This window comes from Pseudomonas sp. R2-60-08W (genome assembly GCF_003852335.1).
Taxonomy (GTDB): Bacteria; Pseudomonadota; Gammaproteobacteria; order Pseudomonadales; family Pseudomonadaceae; genus Aquipseudomonas.
On sequence record NZ_CP027731.1, the window covers coordinates 254,247 to 274,941 of the forward strand.

19 protein-coding genes are annotated in these 20,695 nt (G+C 62.8%); 9 read left to right on the forward strand and 10 right to left on the reverse strand.

Annotation, left to right across the window (positions count from 1 at the left end; all coding sequences use genetic code 11):
• The first annotated feature begins 140 nt into the window (after window positions 1-140).
• Genes cysT through C4J90_RS01035 form a run of 3 tightly spaced genes read left to right on the forward strand, consistent with a single transcriptional unit; the run spans window position 141 to window position 2,829 of the window.
• A complete protein-coding gene (gene cysT, locus C4J90_RS01025) occupies window positions 141-959 on the forward strand; it encodes a sulfate ABC transporter permease subunit CysT (RefSeq protein WP_065949976.1) in 819 nt (272 codons plus the stop codon).
• Between the two features lie 13 nt (window positions 960-972).
• Window positions 973-1,845, forward strand: coding sequence for a sulfate ABC transporter permease subunit CysW (cysW, locus tag C4J90_RS01030; protein ID WP_122686303.1), 873 nt, complete (start codon window positions 973-975; stop codon window positions 1,843-1,845).
• A 3-nt stretch (window positions 1,846-1,848) separates the two neighbouring features.
• The gene (locus C4J90_RS01035; RefSeq protein ID WP_124360744.1) at window positions 1,849-2,829 is read left to right on the forward strand and encodes a sulfate/molybdate ABC transporter ATP-binding protein; all 981 of its coding nucleotides are present in this window, start codon (window positions 1,849-1,851) and stop codon (window positions 2,827-2,829) included.
• Between the two features lie 142 nt (window positions 2,830-2,971).
• On the opposite strand, the gene C4J90_RS01040 is transcribed toward C4J90_RS01035, so the two are convergent.
• From C4J90_RS01040 to C4J90_RS01050, 3 genes are all read right to left on the reverse strand, one after another.
• Window positions 2,972-3,496 carry a DUF962 domain-containing protein gene (locus C4J90_RS01040; protein ID WP_124419007.1) on the reverse strand — a complete coding sequence of 175 codons (525 nt, stop codon included), beginning with the start codon at window positions 3,494-3,496 and terminating at the stop codon, window positions 2,972-2,974.
• 102 nt (window positions 3,497-3,598) lie between these two features.
• Window positions 3,599-4,009, reverse strand: coding sequence for a hydroxyisourate hydrolase (uraH, locus tag C4J90_RS01045; protein WP_124360746.1), 411 nt, complete (start codon window positions 4,007-4,009; stop codon window positions 3,599-3,601).
• A 28-nt stretch (window positions 4,010-4,037) separates the two neighbouring features.
• Window positions 4,038-4,511: a heme-binding protein gene (locus C4J90_RS01050; RefSeq protein WP_124419008.1), complete on the reverse strand. Its 474-nt coding sequence runs from the start codon at window positions 4,509-4,511 to the stop codon at window positions 4,038-4,040.
• 100 nt (window positions 4,512-4,611) lie between these two features.
• Here C4J90_RS01050 and C4J90_RS01055 point away from each other — a divergent pair, with 100 nt between their 5' ends.
• Window positions 4,612-4,977: a response regulator transcription factor gene (locus C4J90_RS01055; protein WP_124413512.1), complete on the forward strand. Its 366-nt coding sequence runs from the start codon at window positions 4,612-4,614 to the stop codon at window positions 4,975-4,977.
• A gap of 117 nt (window positions 4,978-5,094) precedes the next feature.
• On the opposite strand, the gene C4J90_RS01060 is transcribed toward C4J90_RS01055, so the two are convergent.
• Entirely contained in the window at window positions 5,095-6,099 is a 1,005-nt protein-coding gene (locus C4J90_RS01060; protein ID WP_124419009.1) for an AraC family transcriptional regulator, read from the reverse strand.
• Window positions 6,100-6,200: 101 nt separating this feature from the next.
• Between C4J90_RS01060 and C4J90_RS01065 the strand changes: the two genes are divergently transcribed.
• The gene (locus C4J90_RS01065) at window positions 6,201-7,271 is read left to right on the forward strand and encodes a fatty acid desaturase (RefSeq protein WP_124413513.1); all 1,071 of its coding nucleotides are present in this window, start codon (window positions 6,201-6,203) and stop codon (window positions 7,269-7,271) included.
• Here the strand turns inward: C4J90_RS01065 and C4J90_RS01070 are convergent.
• Window positions 7,258-8,073, reverse strand: coding sequence for an ABC transporter ATP-binding protein (locus C4J90_RS01070; protein ID WP_124419010.1), 816 nt, complete (start codon window positions 8,071-8,073; stop codon window positions 7,258-7,260). The two genes, C4J90_RS01065 and C4J90_RS01070, sit on opposite strands and share 14 nt — an antisense overlap.
• Window positions 8,070-9,644 (reverse strand): ABC transporter permease, encoded by a 1,575-nt coding sequence (locus C4J90_RS01075; RefSeq protein WP_124419011.1) that lies wholly within the window; start codon window positions 9,642-9,644, stop codon window positions 8,070-8,072. Before C4J90_RS01075 ends, C4J90_RS01070 begins: the two co-directional genes overlap by 4 nt.
• Window positions 9,645-9,919: 275 nt before the next feature.
• Here C4J90_RS01075 and C4J90_RS01080 point away from each other — a divergent pair, with 275 nt between their 5' ends.
• Window positions 9,920-10,921, forward strand: a complete 1,002-nt coding sequence (locus C4J90_RS01080; protein ID WP_124360753.1) for an ABC transporter substrate-binding protein — start codon at window positions 9,920-9,922, stop codon at window positions 10,919-10,921.
• Window positions 10,922-11,025: 104 nt separating this feature from the next.
• Here C4J90_RS01080 and C4J90_RS01085 read toward each other — a convergent pair whose 3' ends face one another.
• Window positions 11,026-11,946, reverse strand: coding sequence for a LysR family transcriptional regulator (locus C4J90_RS01085; protein ID WP_124360754.1), 921 nt, complete (start codon window positions 11,944-11,946; stop codon window positions 11,026-11,028).
• A 181-nt stretch (window positions 11,947-12,127) separates the two neighbouring features.
• On the opposite strand from C4J90_RS01085, the gene C4J90_RS01090 reads away from it, so the two are divergent.
• On the forward strand, window positions 12,128-13,033 hold the full coding sequence (locus tag C4J90_RS01090; RefSeq protein WP_124365392.1) for a TauD/TfdA family dioxygenase: 906 nt from the start codon (window positions 12,128-12,130) through the stop codon (window positions 13,031-13,033).
• A gap of 135 nt (window positions 13,034-13,168) precedes the next feature.
• Here C4J90_RS01090 and C4J90_RS01100 read toward each other — a convergent pair whose 3' ends face one another.
• Together C4J90_RS01100 and C4J90_RS01105 are read right to left on the reverse strand one after the other, a co-directional pair.
• A complete protein-coding gene (locus C4J90_RS01100; protein ID WP_124419013.1) occupies window positions 13,169-14,776 on the reverse strand; it encodes an alkaline phosphatase family protein in 1,608 nt (535 codons plus the stop codon).
• Window positions 14,777-14,897: 121 nt separating this feature from the next.
• A complete protein-coding gene (locus tag C4J90_RS01105) occupies window positions 14,898-15,842 on the reverse strand; it encodes a LysR family transcriptional regulator (protein ID WP_124419014.1) in 945 nt (314 codons plus the stop codon).
• Window positions 15,843-15,997: 155 nt separating this feature from the next.
• Between C4J90_RS01105 and C4J90_RS01110 the strand changes: the two genes are divergently transcribed.
• The gene (locus C4J90_RS01110; RefSeq protein WP_124419015.1) at window positions 15,998-18,337 is read left to right on the forward strand and encodes a TonB-dependent receptor; all 2,340 of its coding nucleotides are present in this window, start codon (window positions 15,998-16,000) and stop codon (window positions 18,335-18,337) included.
• Here C4J90_RS01110 and C4J90_RS01115 read toward each other — a convergent pair.
• On the reverse strand, window positions 18,308-19,507 hold the full coding sequence (locus C4J90_RS01115; protein ID WP_124419016.1) for a CynX/NimT family MFS transporter: 1,200 nt from the start codon (window positions 19,505-19,507) through the stop codon (window positions 18,308-18,310). The two genes, C4J90_RS01110 and C4J90_RS01115, sit on opposite strands and share 30 nt — an antisense overlap.
• Window positions 19,508-19,864: 357 nt before the next feature.
• On the opposite strand from C4J90_RS01115, the gene C4J90_RS01120 reads away from it, so the two are divergent.
• On the forward strand, window positions 19,865-20,671 hold the full coding sequence (locus C4J90_RS01120; protein WP_124419017.1) for an energy transducer TonB: 807 nt from the start codon (window positions 19,865-19,867) through the stop codon (window positions 20,669-20,671).
• The last annotated feature ends 24 nt before the right edge of the window (window positions 20,672-20,695 follow it).

The following is a 20,695-nucleotide window of genomic DNA, read 5'->3' on the forward strand; positions in this document are numbered from 1 at the left end:
AACTTCAAGGCACCGCGTGCAAACAGACCGCCCGCGTTATCGTTGACGATCTTCGCGAGCAAGCTCGCTCCTACAGGGGTCAGGAGAGCCCGCATTCATTTGCGGGTTTTGCATATCCGTTCCGCTAACCAAGGACTCTTATGTCGCGTCGTATCTCCCCCGTCATACCCGGCTTCGGGCTGACGCTGGGCTACACCGTCGTGTACCTCAGCCTGATCGTGCTCATCCCGCTGGCGGCGATGTTTGTACACGCCGCTCAACTCACCTGGGATCAGTTCTGGAACATCATCTCCGCACCCCGCGTGCTGGCGGCGTTGAAACTGAGCTTCAGCACTGCGTTGTACGCCGCGCTGATCAACGGCGTGATCGGCACCCTGCTGGCCTGGGTGCTGGTGCGCTACACCTTCCCCGGGCGCAAGATCATCGATGCGATGATCGACCTGCCGTTCGCCCTGCCTACCGCTGTGGCCGGTATCGCGTTGACCGCGCTGTATGCGCCTAACGGCCTGGTTGGCCAGTTCGCCGCCGACCTGGGCTTCAAGATCGCCTACACCCCGCTGGGCATCACCCTGGCGCTGACCTTCGTTACCTTGCCCTTCGTGGTGCGCACCGTGCAGCCGGTACTCGCCGATATCCCCCGGGAAGTCGAAGAAGCCGCCGCCTGCCTGGGCGCCAAGCCGCTGCAAGTGTTCCGTCACATCCTCGTACCGGCGCTGTTGCCGGCCTGGCTGACCGGTTTTGCGTTGGCCTTCGCCCGTGGCGTCGGCGAGTACGGTTCGGTGATTTTCATCGCCGGCAACATGCCGATGAAAACCGAGATTCTGCCGCTGCTGATCATGGTCAAGCTTGACCAGTACGACTACCGCGGCGCCACCTCGATCGGTGTGCTGATGCTGGTGGTTTCCTTTGTCTTGCTGCTGCTGATCAACTTGTTGCAGCGGCGCATCGAACGTCCATAAGGAGGCGCGGAACATGTCCCAATCGTCTATTTCCGCCGCGTCCTCGGCCAACGCCGCCCGGCGTGGCAGCGCCACCTCGCGACGCATCCTGATCGGCCTCGGCTGGCTGGTGTTCGCGCTGTTTTTGCTGCTGCCGCTGTTGATCGTGGTGTCCCAGGGCTTGAAGAATGGCCTCGGCGCGTTCTTCACTGCGATCCTAGAACCGGACGCGCTGTCGGCGCTGAAACTCACGGTAATCGCCGTGGTGATTTCGGTGCCGCTCAACCTGGTGTTTGGTGTCAGCGCCGCGTGGTGCGTGAGCAAGTATTCTTTCCGTGGCAAAAGCATATTGGTAACGCTGATCGACCTGCCGTTCTCGGTCTCGCCCGTGATCGCTGGTCTGGTGTACGTGCTGATGTTCGGCGCCCAGGGCTTTTTCGGGCCGTGGTTGCAGGACCATGACATCCAGATCGTGTTCGCCTTGCCCGGCATCGTGCTGGCGACCATCTTCGTCACCGTGCCGTTCGTGGCCCGCGAGCTGATCCCGTTGATGCAGGAGCAGGGCACCCAGGAAGAAGAAGCCGCGCGCCTGCTCGGTGCCAACGGCTGGCAGATGTTCTGGCATGTCACCGTGCCGAACATCAAGTGGGGCCTGATCTACGGCGTGGTGCTGTGTACCGCGCGGGCCATGGGTGAGTTCGGCGCGGTGTCGGTGGTGTCCGGCCATATTCGTGGCGTGACCAACACGCTGCCGCTGCACGTCGAGATTCTCTACAACGAATACAACCACGTCGCCGCCTTCGCGGTGGCCAGCCTGTTGCTGATCCTGGCGCTCTTCATCCTGCTGCTCAAGCAGTGGAGCGAGAACCGAATCAACCGCCTGCGCAACAGCGCCGGTGAGGAATAAGTCATGTCGATCGAAGTCCGTAATGTCAGCAAGAACTTCAATGCCTTCAAGGCCCTGGACAGCATCAACCTGGATATCCAGAGTGGCGAGCTGGTGGCCTTGCTGGGCCCGTCCGGCTGCGGCAAGACCACCTTGCTGCGCATCATCGCCGGCCTGGAAACCCCGGATGACGGCAGCATCGTGTTCCACGGCGAGGACGTCTCGGGCCACGATGTGCGTGATCGCAACGTGGGCTTTGTGTTCCAGCACTATGCGTTGTTCCGCCACATGACTGTGTTCGACAACGTCGCGTTCGGCCTGCGCATGAAGCCGAAAAACCAGCGCCCGAGCGAAAGCCAGATCGCGACCAAGGTTCACGACCTGCTGAACATGGTGCAGCTCGATTGGCTGTCGGATCGCTACCCGGAACAACTCTCCGGCGGCCAGCGCCAACGTATCGCCTTGGCCCGCGCCCTGGCGGTAGAGCCTAAAGTGCTGCTGCTGGACGAACCCTTCGGCGCCCTCGATGCCAAGGTGCGCAAGGAGCTGCGCCGCTGGCTGGCGCGCTTGCACGAGGATATCAACTTGACCTCGGTGTTCGTGACCCATGACCAGGAAGAGGCCATGGAAGTTGCCGACCGTATCGTGGTGATGAACAAGGGCGTGATCGAGCAGATCGGCTCACCGGGCGAGGTGTACGAAAACCCGGCCAGCGATTTTGTGTACCACTTCCTGGGTGACTCGAACCGCCTGCACCTGGGCGAGGATAAACACCTGCTGTTCCGCCCCCATGAGGTGTCGCTGTCGCGGCATGAGCTGGAGGATCACCATGCGGCTGAGGTGCGCGATATTCGGCCGCTGGGCGCGACCACGCGGGTGACGTTGAAAGTCGAAGGCCAACCCGAGCTGATCGAAGCCGAAGTGGTCAAAGACCACGACAGCCTCACCGGCCTGGCCCGTGGCGAGACCCTGTTCTTCAAACCCAAGGTCTGGCAAAAAGCCTAAGCTCACCGCAAAACCAAATCTGAAACTGGGACCAAATGTGGGAGGGGGCTTGCCCCCGATAGCAATGGATCAGTCAAAACATTTGTGACTGAGACACCGCCATCGGGGGCAAGCCCCCTCCCACATTAAACTTCACCCGGCTTTAGACCGTGGCGTTTTTCCCGCGCACCGCCACCGGCCCCGAGCGCGCTTCAATCTGTTGTTTCAGGTCCTGCCGCAAACCCACCAGAAACGCCAACTCCGCCACCACAAACAATGGCCCCACGATCAGCCCCGACACGTCGTCCACAAACGCCGGCTTGCGGCCTTCGTAGTAATGCCCGACAAACTGGATCACCCAGCCCAGCACAAACAGGCCCACGCCGCTGCCCAGCCACACCGTCGTGCTCTGCGCCGCCAGTACGTGCCCGGCCCACACCGACAAACCCATCAGCACTGTCATCAACCCACCCAGCGCCAGCTCCAGGCGCAGGTAGAACCACGCCGAAAACAGCGCCAGCAACACCGCCGGCGATAGCCACAGCCCACCCACCGCCCATTCGGGGCGTGACAGCAGCACGGCGACCGCCACCACGATCAACGGAATGCCGATGAAATGACTGGTGATATTGCGCGGGTCGCGGTGGTAGGCGGCGTATTGACTGAGGTGGTCGACGAGGCTTTTCATTGTTATTCCTCTTGTAGGATGTTTGATCATGCCCTGTCAGTCGGCTGCCAGCGGCTGCTGATGATGATCGCGCAAGGCCAGGGTGAAGTCGAGCAGGCGCGCCTATGAACCGCGATAGGTGGAGAAGCCATAAGGGCTGAGCAACAGCGGGATGTGGTAGTGCTGGTCAGCCTGCTTGACCTGGAAAATCACCGGCACTTCGGGGAAGAAGGTTTCGCGGTTGGCTTTCTTGTAATAGTCGCCGGTCTTGAACACCACGCGGTACTCGCCCGGCTTCATTTTGCGATCAGCCGGGAACAGTTCGGCGATGCGCCCTTGCTGGTTGGTCACGCCTTGGGACAGCGCCTGCCATTGGTCGCCCACGTGTTCTTCCAGGGTGACGTTGACGCCGGCGCTCGGCAGGCCATTTTCCAGGTTGAGCACATGCACGCTCAGCGGGTTGCCGTCGGCCAGGGCCAGATTGCACAGGCCGCTCAGGCTGAGGGCGGCGAGGGTCATGCTTAGGGTTTTCATCGAGAAGTCCTTGTTGGCAGGAGTGGAATCAAGGGGTGATTTTCAAGCCCAGTTGCTCGGCCGCCTGTACGGCGCAGGCTTCATCCTGCGGCGCGCCGCCGGCACCGGCGATGCCCAGCGCGCCGACCAGTTCGGCCTCGGCAAACAGCGGCACGCCACCGCCGAGCAACAGCAATTCGGGCAAGCTGTTAAGGTTGGCTGCCTCGGGGTTGTTGCGCGCACGCTCGGCGAACAGCCGGGTTGGGGTTTTGGTCGACAACGCCGTGTACGCCTTGCGCTGGCTGGCGAGGCTGTTGTGCGGGCCAACGCCGTCGGCGCGCAGGCTCAGCAGCAGGTTGCCGCCACGGTCGAGCACGGTCACCGCGGCGTTGCAGTGAGCCAGGCTGGCATCGGCCAATTGGCGCGCGGTGTGTAAATCAAGCGTGGCGTGGCGTGGCAGTTGTGGCGTCGCCTGGGCGGCAGTCGCCACGGCGAGGCTCAGGCATAAAGCAGTGCGATACATGGTGAACGCTCCAGAAGGCAGGCCGTCACGGTAGCCAGTGGAGGTGGACAAAAGCCGCACAATTTGATGACAGGTTTGTAATCAAACCCAGAGGTAAGGCATGCACGTGTTGTTAGTGGAAGACCAGCCGCAACTGGCGCAACGGATGGCCCAGGCCTTGAGCGAGGCCGGTTTTACCGTGGAAGTCGCGGCCAACGGCATGGCCGCGCAACGGTTTGTGGAAAGCACCGTGTACGACCTGGTGATCCTGGATGTGATGCTGCCGGGCCTGAATGCCTGGAAGTTGCAGCAGGCGATTCGCCAACGCGGCGAAACGCCTGTGCTGTTTCTGACCACGCCCGATGGCATCGAAGATCGTTTGCGTGGGTTGGAGTTGCATGAAGACGACTACTTGCTCAAGCCGTTTGATGCCAAGGCATTGGTGGCGCGGGTGAGGAAGGTGTTGCGGCGTGACCGAGGGCGGTGATGGCCTCCACCACCGCTATCGGGGGCAAGCCCCCTCCCACAGTTGATTTGTGAATACAGTTCAAATGTGGGAGGGGGCTTGCCCCCGATGAGGCCCTCAAAGCCACCACACATCCCGCTACCGCAACCCATCCCTGAACTGCCCCGGCGTCATCCCCGTCCAGCGCTTGAACGCCCGATTGAAGCTGCTGGTATCGGCAAACCCCAACAAATGGCTGATCTCGGCCAATGAACACTGCGGATCGCGCAGGTGCAACAGCGCCAGGTTCTGCCGACACTCATTGAGCAGCGCATCAAACCGGCAGCCTTCATCTGCCAGGTGCCGCTGCAGGCTGCGCAGGCTCAAATGCAGCGCCTGGGCGATCCGCTCCGCGCTGGGTTCGCCGTCGGGCAGTTGCGCCTCGATGGCGGCGCGCACCTTGCGTTCCCAGGTCAGCGGTTGCAGTTGGGCCAGGGTGCGCTTGAGCACGGTTTCATTGTGTTCGGCCAACTCCGGGTTGGCGTCGTCCAGGTGGCTGTCGAAGTCGCGGGCGGCGAACTCCAGGCGGTCTTCCTCGGCGCCGAAGAACACCGGTGAGCGAAACACCGTGTGCCAGGGCGCTGGGTCGGCCGGTTCCGGGCGCCGCAGGTATACCGCCAGCGGTGCGTAGTCACGCCCGAGGCGATTGCGGCAGGTGCGCACATAGATCGCCGCAAACGCATCGATAGCTTCCAGCGCCGGCGCCGGGCTGCCTTCGGGCCGCAGCAGGCGGAAACGGTAGCCGTCACCGTGACGGCTCAGCTCCAGGCTCAGGGCATCACTGACCACCTGGTGATAGCGCACGATACGCTCGAACACTTCGCGCAGGCTGCCGCTGGCCACCAGCGCATACCCCAACGCATGAAAGGTGGTGGGGCTGACAAACCTCGACACCCGCAAGCCAATCGCCGGATCGCCACTGGCCTGCACCGCCAGTTCCCACAGGCGCGTGGTGGCCGACAACGGGTAGCGCGCATTCGGGTCGTCCATCAACAGCGGGTCGAGCCCGGCCTCGCGGCAGAGCGCGGCGCTGTCGAGGCCCAGGGCGTCGAGTTGCTTGCGCAGGGCGCGGGTCCAACTGGCGAGGGAGGTGGGTTCGGTCATGGCGATTGGCGCTTGCGGTCAACAGGTTGGCGTGCGGAGCTAGCGCCCTGCGCTAGGGTTGGGTGCAGGATGCAGGCATCACTCCACTAGAGAATGGAAGCATGGACGGTACTTGTGCAAGTCCCCAGCAGATGAACGCCCAACAGCGTTCGGCGCATATCCGTGAGGTGGTGCTGGCCGAGGGCGTGCGATTGCGCCAGCGTCACCCCTGGCTGCTGCATCAGGACGCCCTGGGCGCGGGCATCCTGGCGTTTGCCCTGGTCGGCATGCTGGGTTCGGCGGCGCTGTATATCAGCGGCCAGATGGCCTGGTGGGTGTGCCTGCTGCTCAACGCCTTCTTCGCCTCACTCACCCATGAGCTGGAACACGACCTGATCCACAGCATGTACTTTCGCAAGCAGCGCGTGCCGCACAACCTGATGATGGGCCTGGTCTGGCTGGCGCGGCCGAGCACCATCAACCCATGGATTCGCCGGCACCTGCACCTTAACCATCACAAGGTCTCCGGTACCGAGGCCGATATGGAAGAGCGCGCGATTACCAACGGCGAGCCCTGGGGCATCGCGCGCTTGCTGATGGTCGGCGACAACATGATGTCGGCATTCATCCGTCTGCTGCGCGCCAAGACCTGGCGGCACCGGTTCAGCATCCTCAAGCGCGTGGTGCTGGTGTACGCACCGCTGGCGCTACTGCATTGGGGCGCGTGGTACGTGTTCCTGGGTTTTCATGCCGCCAATGGCATCGCCAGCCTGATGGGCGCGCCCATCGAGTGGTCAGCCGGGACGCTGCAGATGATGCAGGTGATCGACATCGCCGCCGTGGTGATCATCGGCCCCAACGTGCTGCGCACCTTCTGCCTGCACTTTGTCAGCTCCAACATGCATTACTACGGCGATGTGGAGCTGGGCAATGTGATCCAGCAGACCCAGGTGCTCAACCCCTGGTGGATGTGGCCGTTGCAGGCGTTCTGTTTCAATTTCGGCAGCACCCACGGCATCCACCATTTTGTGGTGAAGGAGCCGTTCTATATTCGCCAGATGACTGCCAAGGTGGCGCACAAGGTCATGGCCGAGATGGGTGTGCGCTTCAATGATTTGGGCACCTTTGCGCGGGCCAATCGGCTTGAGCGCCAGGAGCAGCCGCGCAGCGAACTGTCGTTCAGCAAGCGATGAATGCCAACGGCAGGTCGCGGATCTGCTCGCGCGCCGGCGGCTGGTAGTGATCGTCGCTGGTCAATTCATGCAGCAGCTCTTCGCGCAACTGGTGGAATTCAAAGCTGCTGCGCTGGCGTGGATGGGGCAGGGCAATCTCGACCACATGCTTGATCCGTCCCGGTCGGGGCTCCATCACCACCACCCGGTCGGCCAGGAAAATCGCTTCCTCCACGTCGTGCGTCACCAGCACCGTGGTGATACTGGCGCGGGCGCGGATCGCCAGCAGTTCGTCCTGCATCTGCTGGCGGGTCAGCGCGTCCAGTGCGCCGAACGGCTCATCCAGCAGCAGAATTCGTGGGCTGGCGACCAAGCCGCGAGCGATCGCCACCCGTTGCGCCATGCCGCCGGACAACTGGTGAGGATAGGCGCGGGTGAAGTCAGTCAGGCCCACCAGTTCGATAAAGTCGCTGATGCGCCGGCTGCGCTCGGCCTCGCTCAAGGGCTCGTTGACCAGACCCAGGCCAATGTTCTGCGCCACCGTCAGCCACGGAAACAAGCGGTGTTCCTGGAACACAATGCCGCGTTCGCCACCGATGCCGTTCACCGGCTTACCGTCCACCTGAATCTCGCCGCGAAACTGCGTATCCAGCCCCACCAGCAAGCGCAGCAGCGTGGATTTTCCGCAACCGCTGGAGCCGACAATCGCAACGAATTCGCCCTCGGCGATCTGCAGGTTGAACTCACGGATGGCCTCCAATTCGAAGCCCTCCACATCGAAAGACTTGCCCACGTGGTTGAAGCTGACAATTGGTGCGTTCATGCGTGTCTCCAGCGGGTGGCGCGAGTTTCAAGGCGTTGGCCGACAAGGTTGAGGGTGGCGCCGGTAAGGCCGACCAGCAGCATGCCGCTCATGATCAAGTCCATGCGCAGCAGCTGTTGGGCGCCGATCATCAGGCTGCCGATACCGCCGTTGGACGGCATGAAGTATTCCGCGCCGATGGTGCCCAGCCAGGCGTAGATCAGGCTCAGGCGCAGGCCGGCGAAAATTCCCGCTGCCGCGCCGGGCAAGATCAGGCGTCGCAGCCGTTGGGGCAGGTCCAGGCGCAGCACTTGGGCGGCTTCGCTCAGTTGCGGTGACAGGTTCAACACGCTGCGCTGGGTGGCGACAAACAAGGGGAAAAACGCCGCCAGGCCGATAAACACCCACTTGGCCAGCTCCCCCAGACCAAACCAGGCCGTGAGCAGCGGCACCCAGGCGAAGATAGCGATCTGGCGCAACGCGGCGAGGGTAGGGCCGAGTACCCGTTCACTGCGCGGTGACAAGCCCAGCCACAAGCCCACGGCAAACCCCAGGCTGCCGCCCAGCACCAAGCCGCCCAAGGTGCGCCCCAGGCTTTTGCCCAGCGCCCCCGACAGCGTGCCATCCGCGACACCCGAGGCGGTGGTGTGCAGCACCGTCCAGGGGCTCACCAGGATATTCGCATCGACCCAGCCCTGTTGCGTCGCCACCTGCCACAGCGCGAGCAACAACAGCGGCAGCAGCCACGGCTGCAGGCGTTGCCAGCCGTGGTAACGCGGGCCGCGACGGATCTGCGCCGTTGCCGGGTGCGGCCAGTGCACCCAGCGCCGATCCAGCCAGCCGATGCCACGGTCCATCGCCACGCCCAGCACGCCGATGACCACGATGCACACAAAGACGATATCGAGCATGAATAACTGGCGCGCCCACACCATCAGGTAGCCGATGCCTTCGCTGGAGGCGAGCAGTTCCACCGCCAGCAGCGACGTCCAACCGGCCGCCAGGGCCAGGCGCACGCCAGCCATGAACGCCGGCAGGGCGGCGGGCAGGATCAGCCGGCGGATCAGCAGAGGGGTGGGCAGGCGCAGCACCCGCGCAGCCTCACGCAACTGCGGTTGGGCGTCGCGCACGCCGACCAGGGTATGCAGGGTGACCGGCACCACGATGGCCTTGACCAGCACCACCAGTTTCAGCGTCTCGCCAATGCCGAAAAACACCATGAACAGTGGGATCCACGCCAGGGTCGGCACCTGCGACAGCGCGCTGAATGTCGGAAATACCAGGCGCTCGGCACGCGCGCTGAAGCCCAGCCAGGCGCCGAGCAAGGCCCCGGCGCTGATGCCCGCCAGCAAGCCCCAGCACAAGCGTTGCAGGCTGATCGCCAAATGGCTCCACAACTCGCCGCCCGCCAGTTCCGCCGCGCTGCGCCAGACCAGTGAAGGCGGCGGCAGGATCTGTTCGCTCATCCACTGCTGACGGCTGGCCAGCCACCACAGGGCAAACAGCGACAGCGGCAGCAGCCAGTGGCTGAACGACGGCCAGCGCAGGATGGGCGTTGCAAGAGGCGGGCTCAACCGTGCGCTCCGGGCCATTGAGGACTCCCTTTCGTTATGTGATTTCGATCTTATAAAAACGTAATCAAGATGATTGTGGGATAAGAGAAGTCATTTAAAGCCTGCGCTCGACACGCATCCAATGCATTCGAAGAATATTTTCGATGCTGTTTATGCATAGGTCGCTGGAGGCTGCGGTTTGGCTCGCATAGTGCTAAAAGCTATAAAATAGTGAATTTATAGTATTTAAAGTTTTCATCGGCCTGTGCCTACTTTCAGCTCCCGGCGACCGTCGCCCACCAGGAGCTGCGCTTATGAAACTGCCCTTCAAACGTCTGATCACGCTGTTCGCGGGCACCGCACTGGCGGGGCTGGTGCATGCCGCCGAACTCAAGGAAATCCGCATTGCCGTGCCCGACCTCAGCGCCGGCACCCAACACAGCGGTGGCGGCATCACCGATGTGTTGCGCGAACAGCAGATCTTCGAAAAGGCCTTCGCCGACCAAGGCATCACGATTCAGTGGAATTACTTCAAGGGCGCGGGCCCGGTGATCAACGAAGCCTTTGCCAACGGCCAGGTGGACCTCGCCTACCTGGGCGACTTGGCGGCCATCATCGGCCGCTCCAATGGCCTGCAGACCCGCTTGCTCAGTGCAACGGCACGGGACATCAAGCAGTACCTCGGCGTGGTGCCGGGCTCGGGCATCAAGACCCTGCAAGACCTCAAGGGCAAGCGCGTCGCGGTGTTTCGCGGCACGGCCAGCCAGTTGTCGTTCGACAGCGCATTGGCCAGCCAGGGCTTGAACGAGAAAGACCTGAAAGTCATCAACCTGGACTTCAACGCAGCCGGTGCGGCGCTGGCCGCCAAGCAGATCGACGCGACCTGGGGCGGCTCGAACCTGACCGCGCTGCAAGCCAAGGGGCTGGCCGAAATCGCCCTGACCACCAAGGACCTCGGCGGTGCCGGCAGCATCCAGGCGGTGCTGGTGGGCAGCAAACAGTTTGTCGATGAGCATCCCGACGCCGTGGCCAAGCTGCTCAAGGCCCAGCAGCAGGCGGTGCAATGGTTGACCGATGACAACAACAAGCAGGCTTACATCGAACTGGTGTCGGGGCTGGCCAGTTATCCGCCGGTGATCCTGACCAATGATTTGAAAGACCAGCAGCTCAGCGCGATTTTCCCGGCGACGCTTGATCCGGTGTTTCTTGGCAAGTTGCAGGATGCAGTGGACTTGGCGTCCAGGGAAAAGCTGATTCGCCGGTCGTTTCAGGTGAGTGACTGGGTGGCGCCTGGGTTGGTGGCGGCGGGGCTTTGAGTATTGTGGTGTCTGGGGTATCGCATCGGGGGCAAGCCCCCTCCCACAGTTGATCTGTGAATACATTCAAAATGTGGGAGGGGGCTTGCCCCCGATGAGGCCCTTCAAACCGCCACACTCACCTCCTGCCGATCTACTTCCACCAACGTCTCGATCATCGCCTTGGCCGCCGGTGACAAGCGCGACCCGGTACGGCTGACAATCCCGCACCGCGCACTCAGGGTCTCCAGGTTCTGCGGCAGGTTGCGCCAGTGCAGCAGCACCAGCGCACCTCGGGCGATATCCTCGGCGAACGCTTCTTCGGTGCCCACGCCGATGGCATTGGACTGCAGCACAATCTTTACCAGCGCCGGGAAGTGTTCGGTCTGGATGCTCGGCGAAAAGTCCATGCGCCCGCTCAGGTTCGCCAGCAGTTTGCGAATGCCCTGGGAGATCAGCGGCGCGGCCAGCGGGTAGTCGAACATGTCGTTGGTCGACAGGCTGTCCTTGGCCAGCAGCGGGTGCCCCGGGCGGCAGAAAAACACGCCGCGCTTGGGGGTCAGCGCACGGGTCTGGAAGTTCGGGTCGGCTTCGAACTGGCGGATGTCGGCAATGAAGAATTCGATCTCTTCACGGCTCAATGCACGGCTGAGCTTTTCCCAGTTATCCACTTGGAAACTGGTGCGGATTTTCGGGTGCGCGCCGATAAAACGCGCCACCGCATCCGGCACCAACTTCACCGCCGGCGCCGGGCCGCAGCCGAAGCGCAGGTCGCCGGCATCGAGCTTGGTCATGCGCGTGACTTCACTGCTCAGCAAGGCGGCGCCATGCACCAGGGTCAGGGCGTGTTGCAATACCACCTGGCCTTCTGGTGTCGGGCGCAGGTCCTTGTGGCCACGGTCCACCAGCACGCAGCCAAACTCCTGTTCCAGCCCCTGGATACTGCGGCTGAACGCCGGTTGCGTGATGCCCATGGCGTCAGCCGCACGCACAAAACTGCGGTGTTCGTTGAGGGCGATGAAGTAGCGCAGCTGACGAAGATCCATATGCATTCCCGGCATTTGAAAAATAGGTCGAAGGCATTTGCGAGCGACCCAGCTGAGGTTTTAAATGCAAGCTCTTATTCCGTCAACGAAGCAATGGTTCAATTGCTAGATCTAAAAGGCATATGAATAGAGCGTTGTCGGCGAGCGTTCCACCATCCGCAGGCACATGAGGGTCACTACAATGAGCAACGCCGCATTAGCTGTTCAACCCATCGCCCAGGCACTGGAGATTCATCCGGTCGCCGGCCGCATCGGCGCCGAGATTCGTGGCATCACACTGTCCGGTCACCTCGATGCCGCCACGGTCGAAGCCATCCAGCAAGCGCTGGTGCAGTACAAGGTGATCTTCTTTCGCGAGCAAACGCACCTCGATGACCAGAGCCAGGAAGCCTTCGCCCATCTACTCGGCGAGCCGATTGCGCACCCGACTGTGCCGGTACGCGACGGCACGCGCTTTCTGATGGAGCTGGACGGCACCCGCGGCCAGCGCGCCAATTCCTGGCACACCGACGTGACCTTCGTCGACGCCTACCCGAAAGCCTCGATCCTGCGTTCAGTGCTGGCGCCAGCCTCCGGCGGCGACACCGTCTGGGCCAACACGGCGGCCGCCTACAACGACCTCAGCGTCGAACTGCGCGCCCTGGCGGATAACCTGTGGGCCATCCACAGCAACGAATACGACTACGCCGCGCGCAAGCCGGATGTGGCGGTGGAGAAGCTTGAGGAGTACCGCAAGGTGTTCACCTCGACGGTGTATGAAACCGAGCACCCGGTGGTGCGCGTGCATCCGGTCAGTGGTGAGAAAACCCTGTTGTTGGGGCATTTTGTCAAACGCCTGAAAGGCTACTCCCAGGCCGACTCGACGCAACTGTTCAACCTGCTGCAAAGCCACGTCACCCGCCTGGAAAACACCGTGCGCTGGCGCTGGAACAGCGGCGACGTGGCCATCTGGGATAACCGCGCCACCCAGCATTACGCGGTGGATGACTACGGCACCCAAGAACGCATCGTGCGCCGGGTGACGCTCAAGGGCGATGTGCCGGTGGGTGTGCAGGGCCAACGCAGCCAGACCACCAAAGGCCTCTAAATTCACAGAGATGATCGTTCCCACGCTCCGCGTGGGAATGCCTCCTGGGACGCTCCGCGTCCCGCTACCGCGCACAGGTGACGCAGAGCGTCACTGGCTGCATTCCCACGCAGAGCGTGGGAACGATCATAGGCCTTACCAGACCCCGATCTGCACGACCTTCTCCGCCTCCGGCTCCCCGTAGCGAAACCATTGGCCACGCACTTCAATCTCCGTGTGGCTGATGGTGGTGCGCCGCTTCAGCGCGCGCAGCCACTCGAACAGATAACCCGCGTGTGTCTCGCGCACCTGCGCATAGGCCGGATCGGCGCCCAGGTCGTGCACTTCCTGCGGGTCGTTTTCCAGGTCGAACAGCTGCGCGCGAAAGCCGTCGTACGCCAGGTATTTCCAGCGCTCGCTGCGCACCATGGTCATGCGGCAACGGTCGATCGGCTGGCCCAAGCGCTCGCGGGCCGGGGCCTGGAAGGCGTAGTCGTATTCGGCAATCGCATACTGGCGCCAAAGGGTCGGCTGACCATGCAGCAGCGGGATCAGCGAGCGGCCTTCCAGGCGGTGATCGGCGGCGGGCAGGCCCAGCGCATCGAGGAAGGTCGGCAGGGCATCGATGGTCTCCACCAGGCGCGCGTCCACCGAGCCGCGGCTGCTATCGGCACTGGCGCGCGGGTCGCGCACAATCAAGGGAATGCCCACGGCAGGCTCCAGCAGAAATTCCTTTTCACCGAGGAAGTGGTCGCCGAGGAAGTCGCCGTGGTCGCTGGTGAACACGATCAGCGTGTCATCCCAGCGCCCGTTGCTTTGCAGGAAATCGAACAGTCGCCCGAGCTGGTCGTCGATCTGTTTGATCAGCCCCATGTAGGTCGGAACCACCGTGAGCCGCACCTCGTCGCGAGAGAAATTCACGCTCTCCTGGTGCTGGCGGAACGCCTGGTACACCGGGTGATCGCTGGTCTGCTCCGGTTGAATCGGCGCCTGCACATGCTCGGCGGCGTACAGCGCGTGGTACGGCGCCGGTGCGATATAGGGCCAGTGCGGCTTGATGTAGGACAGGTGCAGGCACCAGGGTTGCTCGGCCTGCTCCTGGATGAAGTCGATGGCGCGGTCGGTGGTGTAGACGGTTTCCGAATGCTGCTCGGCGACCCGCGCCGGCAACCCGGCGTTGCGCATATGCCAGCCGCTGAGCACTTCGCCGTTTTCACCTTGTGCGGCATTGGCCCATTCATGCCACGGGTTGCTGCCGCTGTAGCCCTGCTCGCGCAGGTAATGCGTGTAGGGCGCGGACTCGCGTTTATCCTCGAACAGCGGGCTGTCGGGGTAGATGCCGTCGTGACGAAAGTAGGCGTCGAAGCCCACTTCATTCAGCGGCTCGGCCTGGGCGCTTTCAGGGTCAATGTTCACGCGTTGCAGCGCATCCAGATTCGGCGTGGCGTGGGTCTTGCCCACCAGCGTAGTACGGATGCCGTGGGGGCGCAGATAGTCGCCAATAGTCAGCTCGTCCAGCGGCAGCGGCACGGCATTCCACGCCACCTGATGGCTGCTGACATAACGCCCGGTGTACGCCGACATTCGCGACGGCCCACAAATGGTGCCTTGGGTATAGGCACGGCTGAAACGCACGCCGGCAGCGGCGAGGCGGTCGATATTGGGGGTGTGCAAATGTGCGTGGCCATAGCACGACAGGTAATCGCGGCGTAGTTGATCGCACATGATGTACAGCACATTGCGCACGGGTTGGGGTTTGGACATGAGGCTTCACCGAACGGAGGACAGGCGACGTTTTTCGCCGTTCGGATGGGCGCTGGCAAGTGCATTTGGGGTCTGGGTTTCATGCAGTGAATGCATGGAGCTTGCCCCCGACGGCGTCGGTTCACACAGCGACATTTTCCAGCGTACAAATATCTTCATCCAACTCATCTATTTGCTTGATCTGCTCAATCATCGCCTCCGCCAGCGGTGACAACCGATACCCCGCGCGGCTGACGATGCCGTAGCGGGTGTAACTCTCCTCCAGGTTCTCATCCAGGCCGTCGATCGTCAGGCACACCAATTCGCCGCGAGCCATCTGCAGCACGTCGCTGTTGGCGCTGACGATGCCGATGGCGTCCGAGCGCAGCACCACCCCCAGCAGGCTGTAGCCGTTTTCGCATTCGACATTGGGCAGGTAATCCGGTCGGCCGCTGAGGTCGACGATGACTTTGCGCAGGTTCGGTGGGCGGATGGTGACGGCCAGCGGATAGCTCATCAGTTCGGCGGCGCTGACGCTGTCGCGGGCGGCGAGGGGGTGGCCGACGCGGCAGCAGAAATACCAGCGGCGCGCGCGCAGGCGATGGGTGTGATAGTCGGGGTTGGCTTCGAAATGTCGGGTGTCGGCGACGAAGAATTCGAACTCTTCGCTGAGCAGGCGTTTGCTCAGACTTTCCCAGTCGTCCACCTGGAACTGCACGCGGGCCTTGGGATAGCGCCCGATAAAACTGCCGATGGCGCGGGGGATCAAGCCGCCCGCCGGGGCCGGGCCGCAACCGAAGCGCAGTTCGCCCGCCTCGAGGCCATTGAATTGGCTGATTTCGTTAGCCAGTTGCTGCGCGCCGCTGACCAGGCGCCGGGCGTGTTCGAGCAGCACCTGGCCTTGTTTGGTCGGCGCCAGGTCTTTGCGGCCGCGGTCCACCAACTGGCAGCCGGCACTGTGTTCCAGGGCCTGGATGCTGCGGCTGAAGGCCGATTGCGACAGGTTCACCGTCAACGCCGCCGCGACAAAACTGCGTTGTTCGGCGAGGGCGATGAAGTGGCGAAGCTGGCGCAGGTCGATATGCATTTTTCACATCAAAAATATCCGGGAAATGCATTGGCTATGCATTAGGTCGACTCCTTATAAAGGCTATCTCTTATGCAGTAAATGTTCGTAAAAACATAAATAAATAACCCAAAGGAATATCAGAGATTGAATATTCCTGGGTTCCGGAGCCGCTCATGAGTCTGTTCACGCCCGCTGTACCTTGCTCTCCCTGGACGCTCAAGCGCCTGCCCTTGGCCCTGTTGCTCGCGGGCAGTGCCGGTTGGACGCTCAGCCATGCGGCCGAGCCTGCGCCTGCGGGCGAAAGCGCCAGTGGTCAACTGGAAACCGTCACGGTCACGGCCCGCCGGCGCACCGAAAGCGCCCAGGCGGTACCGACGCCCATGAGCGTGGTCGGCGGCCAGGCGCTGGAGAGCCAGCGGGTGTACCGGATTCAGGATTTGCAGCAACTGGTGCCCAGCGTCAACGTCGCCTATATGCATGCGCGCCAGTCCAGCGTGTCGATTCGCGGCCTGGGCAACAACCCGGCCAGTGACGGCCTGGAAGGCAGCGTGGGGTTGTATATCGATAACGTGTACCTCGGCCGTCCCGGCATGGCGGTGTTCGACCTCATGGACATCGAGCAGCTCGAGGTGCTGCGCGGCCCGCAAGGTACGTTGTTCGGCAAGAACACTACGGCGGGGGTAATCAATATCAGCACGCGCGCGCCGAGTTTCACCCCGGAGCGCAGCATTGAAACCTCGTTGGGCGAGGACGGTTATTTCCAGACCAAGGGCACGATTTCCGGGCCGCTGACCGATGACTTGGCAGGGCGTTTTTCAGCCTATCGCACGCGCAGCGACGGCGACATCAAGAACGAGCATGACGGGCACGACCTCAATGGCGGTTCGCGCCAGGGCTTTCGCGGGCAACTGCTGTACAAGCCCAATGAGGCGTTCAACCTGCGCTGGATCGGTGACTACAACGAGGAGGATTCCAGCGCCGGTACCCGTGTGCTCTACAGCACCGGGCCGACCATCAACGGTACCAACCTCTACCAGTCCAGGGCCAACGCAGCGGGCGCCACGCTGGTCGACGGCACCCACCGCAAGGTCAATCTGGACAATGACCAGCACGTCACGGTGTTTCAGGGCGGAACGTCGCTGGAGGCCAACTGGACCTTGCCGAGCGATTTCACCCTGACGTCGGTCAGCGCCTACCGCTGGTGGAATTTCACCCCGCGCAATGATGACGGGCTTAACGTGCCGGCCTCGTATAACGCCGGCGTATCGGTGGAAGACAAACAGTGGTCCCAGGAATTTCGCCTGGCTTCACCCCAGGGCGGGTTCTTCGATTACGTGCTCGGCGCCTATTACTTCGGCTCAGACCTGGATAACCAAGCCTTCGCCTACTACGGCCCCAAGGCGGACATCTGGAACGGTACGCCGACCGGCGCGTTGAATAATGTGAGCAGCGTCGGCAACGGGCACATCCGCACCGACAGCTTTGCGCTGTTCGCCCAAGGCACCTGGCACCTGACTGAACGCCTGGATTTCACCGCTGGCCTGCGCGGCACCTACGAAGAAAAAAGTGCCTGGGTGACACGCAATGCCCCGCTCGGCGGTGCTGCAGTCAGCGGCGCGGCTGCCACGGCGCGGCGCGGGCGTGCCGGGGCGTATGACTCGGGTGACCTGACGCAATACAGCGCCACGCCGTCGGGGCTGCTCAACCTCAGTTATCACTTCAACGACAACCTGCTGGGCTACGCGACGCTGTCCCACGGCGAGAAGTCCGGTGGCGTCAACCTGGCGGTGGGCTCGGCGCCGACGGCCGGGGCCGACTCGCTGCTGATCGGCACCGAGCGGGCCAACAATGCCGAGTTGGGTTTCAAGAGCACGTTGTGGGATCGACGCCTGCAGCTCAATGCCAACCTGTTCTGGACCCAGGTCAACGGCTACCAGACCAACGCTTACGATCAGGACAACCGGGTGCAATACCTCACCAACGCCGGCTCCGTGCGCTCGCGGGGCGTTGAAGTGGAAAGCACCCTGGTGCCGATCAAGGGCCTGACGCTGAACATCAACGGGTCGTTCAACGACGTGAGTTACCTGTCTTACAAGGACGCGCCATGCCCGCCGGAAGTCAGCCTGCGCCCCGGTGCGCCGGCGTCCTGCGACTTGACCGGGCACCAGGTGGTGGGCGCGTCGAAATGGATTGCCAATGCCAACGGCGAGTACAAGTGGAACTTGGATAACGGCTTTGAACCCTACGTCACCGCCAGTTATGCCTTCCGCTCCAAGGCGGTGGGCACCGTGGAAGACTCCGACTACGGGCAGATCCCCGCCTATGCGCTGGTCAACCTCTCCACTGGCCTGCGCGGCAACTACGAGCAAGGCCAGTGGGATGTGTCGTTGTGGCTGAAAAACGCCTTCGACAAAACCTACTACACCACCCTGTGGACCGGCGGCAACGGCGGTTACGAAGGCCTGCTGGGCACGCCGCGTACCCTAGGCGTGACCGGGCGCTACGACTTCTAGCCCGGTGCGATAGGTGGCCGGGCTGAACACCCGCGTCACCAGCAGCATCGCCACCGCCGTTACCGTGAGCACGACCCAGGCGCTGATGAAGTGGCCGGTAAGCTCGCGCAACCAGCCGGTCAACCACGGCGAAACAGCATTGATCAAAAAGCCCACGCCTTGTACGAAGGCCGCCAGTTGCCCGGCCTGGCGTGGGTCGCGGTGATGGTCGAGGGTCAGCAGCAGGCTCAGGGCGAAGCACGCACCCAGGCCGAACCCGCACAAGGCCACCCACAGGTGGGGGAATGCGGTGGGCGCGATGATCAGGCCGAGGTAGCCGAGGATTTGCGCCAACAGGCTGATGGCGAGCAGCGGGCGACGGTCGATCCCACGTTGCGCCAGTACCGGCATCAGCAGCGCGGCGATGACTTGAAAAATGGTCATGAACGCCAGCAACGAGCCGCTGGGCAGCACGCCCCAACCCAGTTGCTGATAGTAGGCGGGCAGCCAGGCCACCATGCTCATGTAGCCGCAATTGACCAGGCCGAAATACAGCGCCAGCAGCCACGCGCGGCGGTTGCGCAGGCCTTTGAAGGCCGGGGCAACCTGTGTATTTCGGGCGGCGCCCAGCGGTAACCCTGCCCATAGCAACAACGCCCCCAACGCTGGCAACAGCCACACGCCCAGGCCCGCCTGCCATTGCTGGAAATACGTGGCTACCACCGGGCTGAGCAGCGCCGCCAGCCCTCCACCGGCCATCAGCGACGCCGAATACACACCCATCGCCACCGGCACGCGGTGCTGAAATTCGCGCTTGATCATCGCCGGCACCAACGCCTGGATCAGCGCTACGCCCGCGCCGCCGAGCAATGCCGTGACCAACAGCGCCGAGGCCTGGCCCATCAGCCAGCGCGCCAGGCACGCCAGCAGAATCATCACTAAACCCAGAGCAATACCGCGCCGTTCACCCAATCGCGCTTCGACCCTCACGCCCACCAGCGCCACCAACCCCATGCACACCACCGGCAAGCTGGTGAGCAAGGCACTGCTCTGAAAGCTCAGGCCGGTGGCTTGGCGAATTTCACCGAGCAGCGGGCTGATGGAGCTGAGGATGGGCCGCAGGTTCAGTCCCAGGACCACCAGGAGGCCCCAGCCTGCGAGCTTGCTGGCGATCGAATGGTTAAACGTCATGCAGGACCTGCCGGAGTGCAAAAAGAGGCAGGGAGTATGCCAGCCGTTGTGCTGGGTCGACAGCCTGAGCACGCCCGTGGTGAGTTGCTTGCGTGTTGCGATGCAAATCCCGTTTGAACCATGCCTTCGCTGAATATTTTGTATGCCGTAAACGCATGCAAAAACAAGCGCTTCGCGCAAAGCCACGGAAGACGCGGGCTTGACGCAGCGGGCCCATTTTTATATTCGCTTTAGATATATCCATAACTGTAAAGATTACTTTAAGAGATAAGCGCTCAACCCCGATGATTCAGCCCTCGACGGCCTTTCAAGCAGGCCTGTCGGTTTTTTGGTCTTAAAGCCGTAGGGAGTGAATCAATGGGCAATGTCCAGACCGCCGCCAGTGCACAAGAGGCGCAATGGCGCCTGGCACCGGGTGGTGAGTTGGTCGACCTTGGCCGGCCGCACCGTGCGCCGTTGGGTCAGTTACGCCTGCAACAGACCCCCAAGCGGTTTTCCAGCCGACGCGAAGGAGTCCTGCTGGGCTTGTTGGTGCTGGCCTTGCACGGCGCGGTGATCTATTGGGTGAGCCAGAAGCCCACCCCGCTATTGCCGGTGGTGCCGCCGGAAATTCCGCCGATGACCATCGAGTTTTCCCGGCCGGCGCCACCCGTGGTCGAGCCGCCACCGCCCGTGCCTCCGCCACCTGCGGTGGTCGAGCCGCCGCCGCCGGTGGTGGATGAGTTGGCCGCCAAGCCGGCGCCGCCCAAACCGATTCCTAAACCCAAACCCAAGCCCGTGCCCAAACCTGAGCCAAAGCCGGTACCCAAGGCGATCGAACAGCCGCCAGCGCCGCCTGTACCCGCGCCGCCGGCACCTGTTGCACCGCCCGCGCCGGCCCCGGTAACGCCCGCTTCGGCCAACGCCGCGTACCTGAAGAACCCGGCGCCGGAATACCCGTCGCTGGCCCAGCGTCGCGGCTGGGAGGGCACCGTGTTGTTGCGGGTGCACGTACTGGCCAGCGGCAAACCGGGTGAAATCCAGCTGCAGAAAAGCAGCGGTCGCCAGCAACTCGATGACGCCGCATTGGCCGCCGTGAAGCGTTGGAGCTTCGTGCCAGCCAAGCAGGGTGACGTGGCCCAGGACGGCTGGGTCAGCGTGCCGATCGATTTCAAGATCCATTAATTATTCAGTTGCACAGAGGGAACA

Coding starts and splice junctions, on each gene's coding strand:
- cysT (WP_065949976.1), top strand. CDS start 141: ATGTCGCGTCGTATCTCCCCCGTCATACCCGGCTTCGGGCTGACGCTG.
- cysW (WP_122686303.1), top strand. CDS start 973: ATGTCCCAATCGTCTATTTCCGCCGCGTCCTCGGCCAACGCCGCCCGG.
- C4J90_RS01035 (WP_124360744.1), top strand. CDS start 1,849: ATGTCGATCGAAGTCCGTAATGTCAGCAAGAACTTCAATGCCTTCAAG.
- C4J90_RS01040 (WP_124419007.1), bottom strand. CDS start 3,496: ATGAAAAGCCTCGTCGACCACCTCAGTCAATACGCCGCCTACCACCGC.
- uraH (WP_124360746.1), bottom strand. CDS start 4,009: ATGAAAACCCTAAGCATGACCCTCGCCGCCCTCAGCCTGAGCGGCCTG.
- C4J90_RS01050 (WP_124419008.1), bottom strand. CDS start 4,511: ATGTATCGCACTGCTTTATGCCTGAGCCTCGCCGTGGCGACTGCCGCC.
- C4J90_RS01055 (WP_124413512.1), top strand. CDS start 4,612: ATGCACGTGTTGTTAGTGGAAGACCAGCCGCAACTGGCGCAACGGATG.
- C4J90_RS01060 (WP_124419009.1), bottom strand. CDS start 6,099: ATGACCGAACCCACCTCCCTCGCCAGTTGGACCCGCGCCCTGCGCAAG.
- C4J90_RS01065 (WP_124413513.1), top strand. CDS start 6,201: ATGGACGGTACTTGTGCAAGTCCCCAGCAGATGAACGCCCAACAGCGT.
- C4J90_RS01070 (WP_124419010.1), bottom strand. CDS start 8,073: ATGAACGCACCAATTGTCAGCTTCAACCACGTGGGCAAGTCTTTCGAT.
- C4J90_RS01075 (WP_124419011.1), bottom strand. CDS start 9,644: ATGGCCCGGAGCGCACGGTTGAGCCCGCCTCTTGCAACGCCCATCCTG.
- C4J90_RS01080 (WP_124360753.1), top strand. CDS start 9,920: ATGAAACTGCCCTTCAAACGTCTGATCACGCTGTTCGCGGGCACCGCA.
- C4J90_RS01085 (WP_124360754.1), bottom strand. CDS start 11,946: ATGGATCTTCGTCAGCTGCGCTACTTCATCGCCCTCAACGAACACCGC.
- C4J90_RS01090 (WP_124365392.1), top strand. CDS start 12,128: ATGAGCAACGCCGCATTAGCTGTTCAACCCATCGCCCAGGCACTGGAG.
- C4J90_RS01100 (WP_124419013.1), bottom strand. CDS start 14,776: ATGTCCAAACCCCAACCCGTGCGCAATGTGCTGTACATCATGTGCGAT.
- C4J90_RS01105 (WP_124419014.1), bottom strand. CDS start 15,842: ATGCATATCGACCTGCGCCAGCTTCGCCACTTCATCGCCCTCGCCGAA.
- C4J90_RS01110 (WP_124419015.1), top strand. CDS start 15,998: ATGAGTCTGTTCACGCCCGCTGTACCTTGCTCTCCCTGGACGCTCAAG.
- C4J90_RS01115 (WP_124419016.1), bottom strand. CDS start 19,507: ATGACGTTTAACCATTCGATCGCCAGCAAGCTCGCAGGCTGGGGCCTC.
- C4J90_RS01120 (WP_124419017.1), top strand. CDS start 19,865: ATGGGCAATGTCCAGACCGCCGCCAGTGCACAAGAGGCGCAATGGCGC.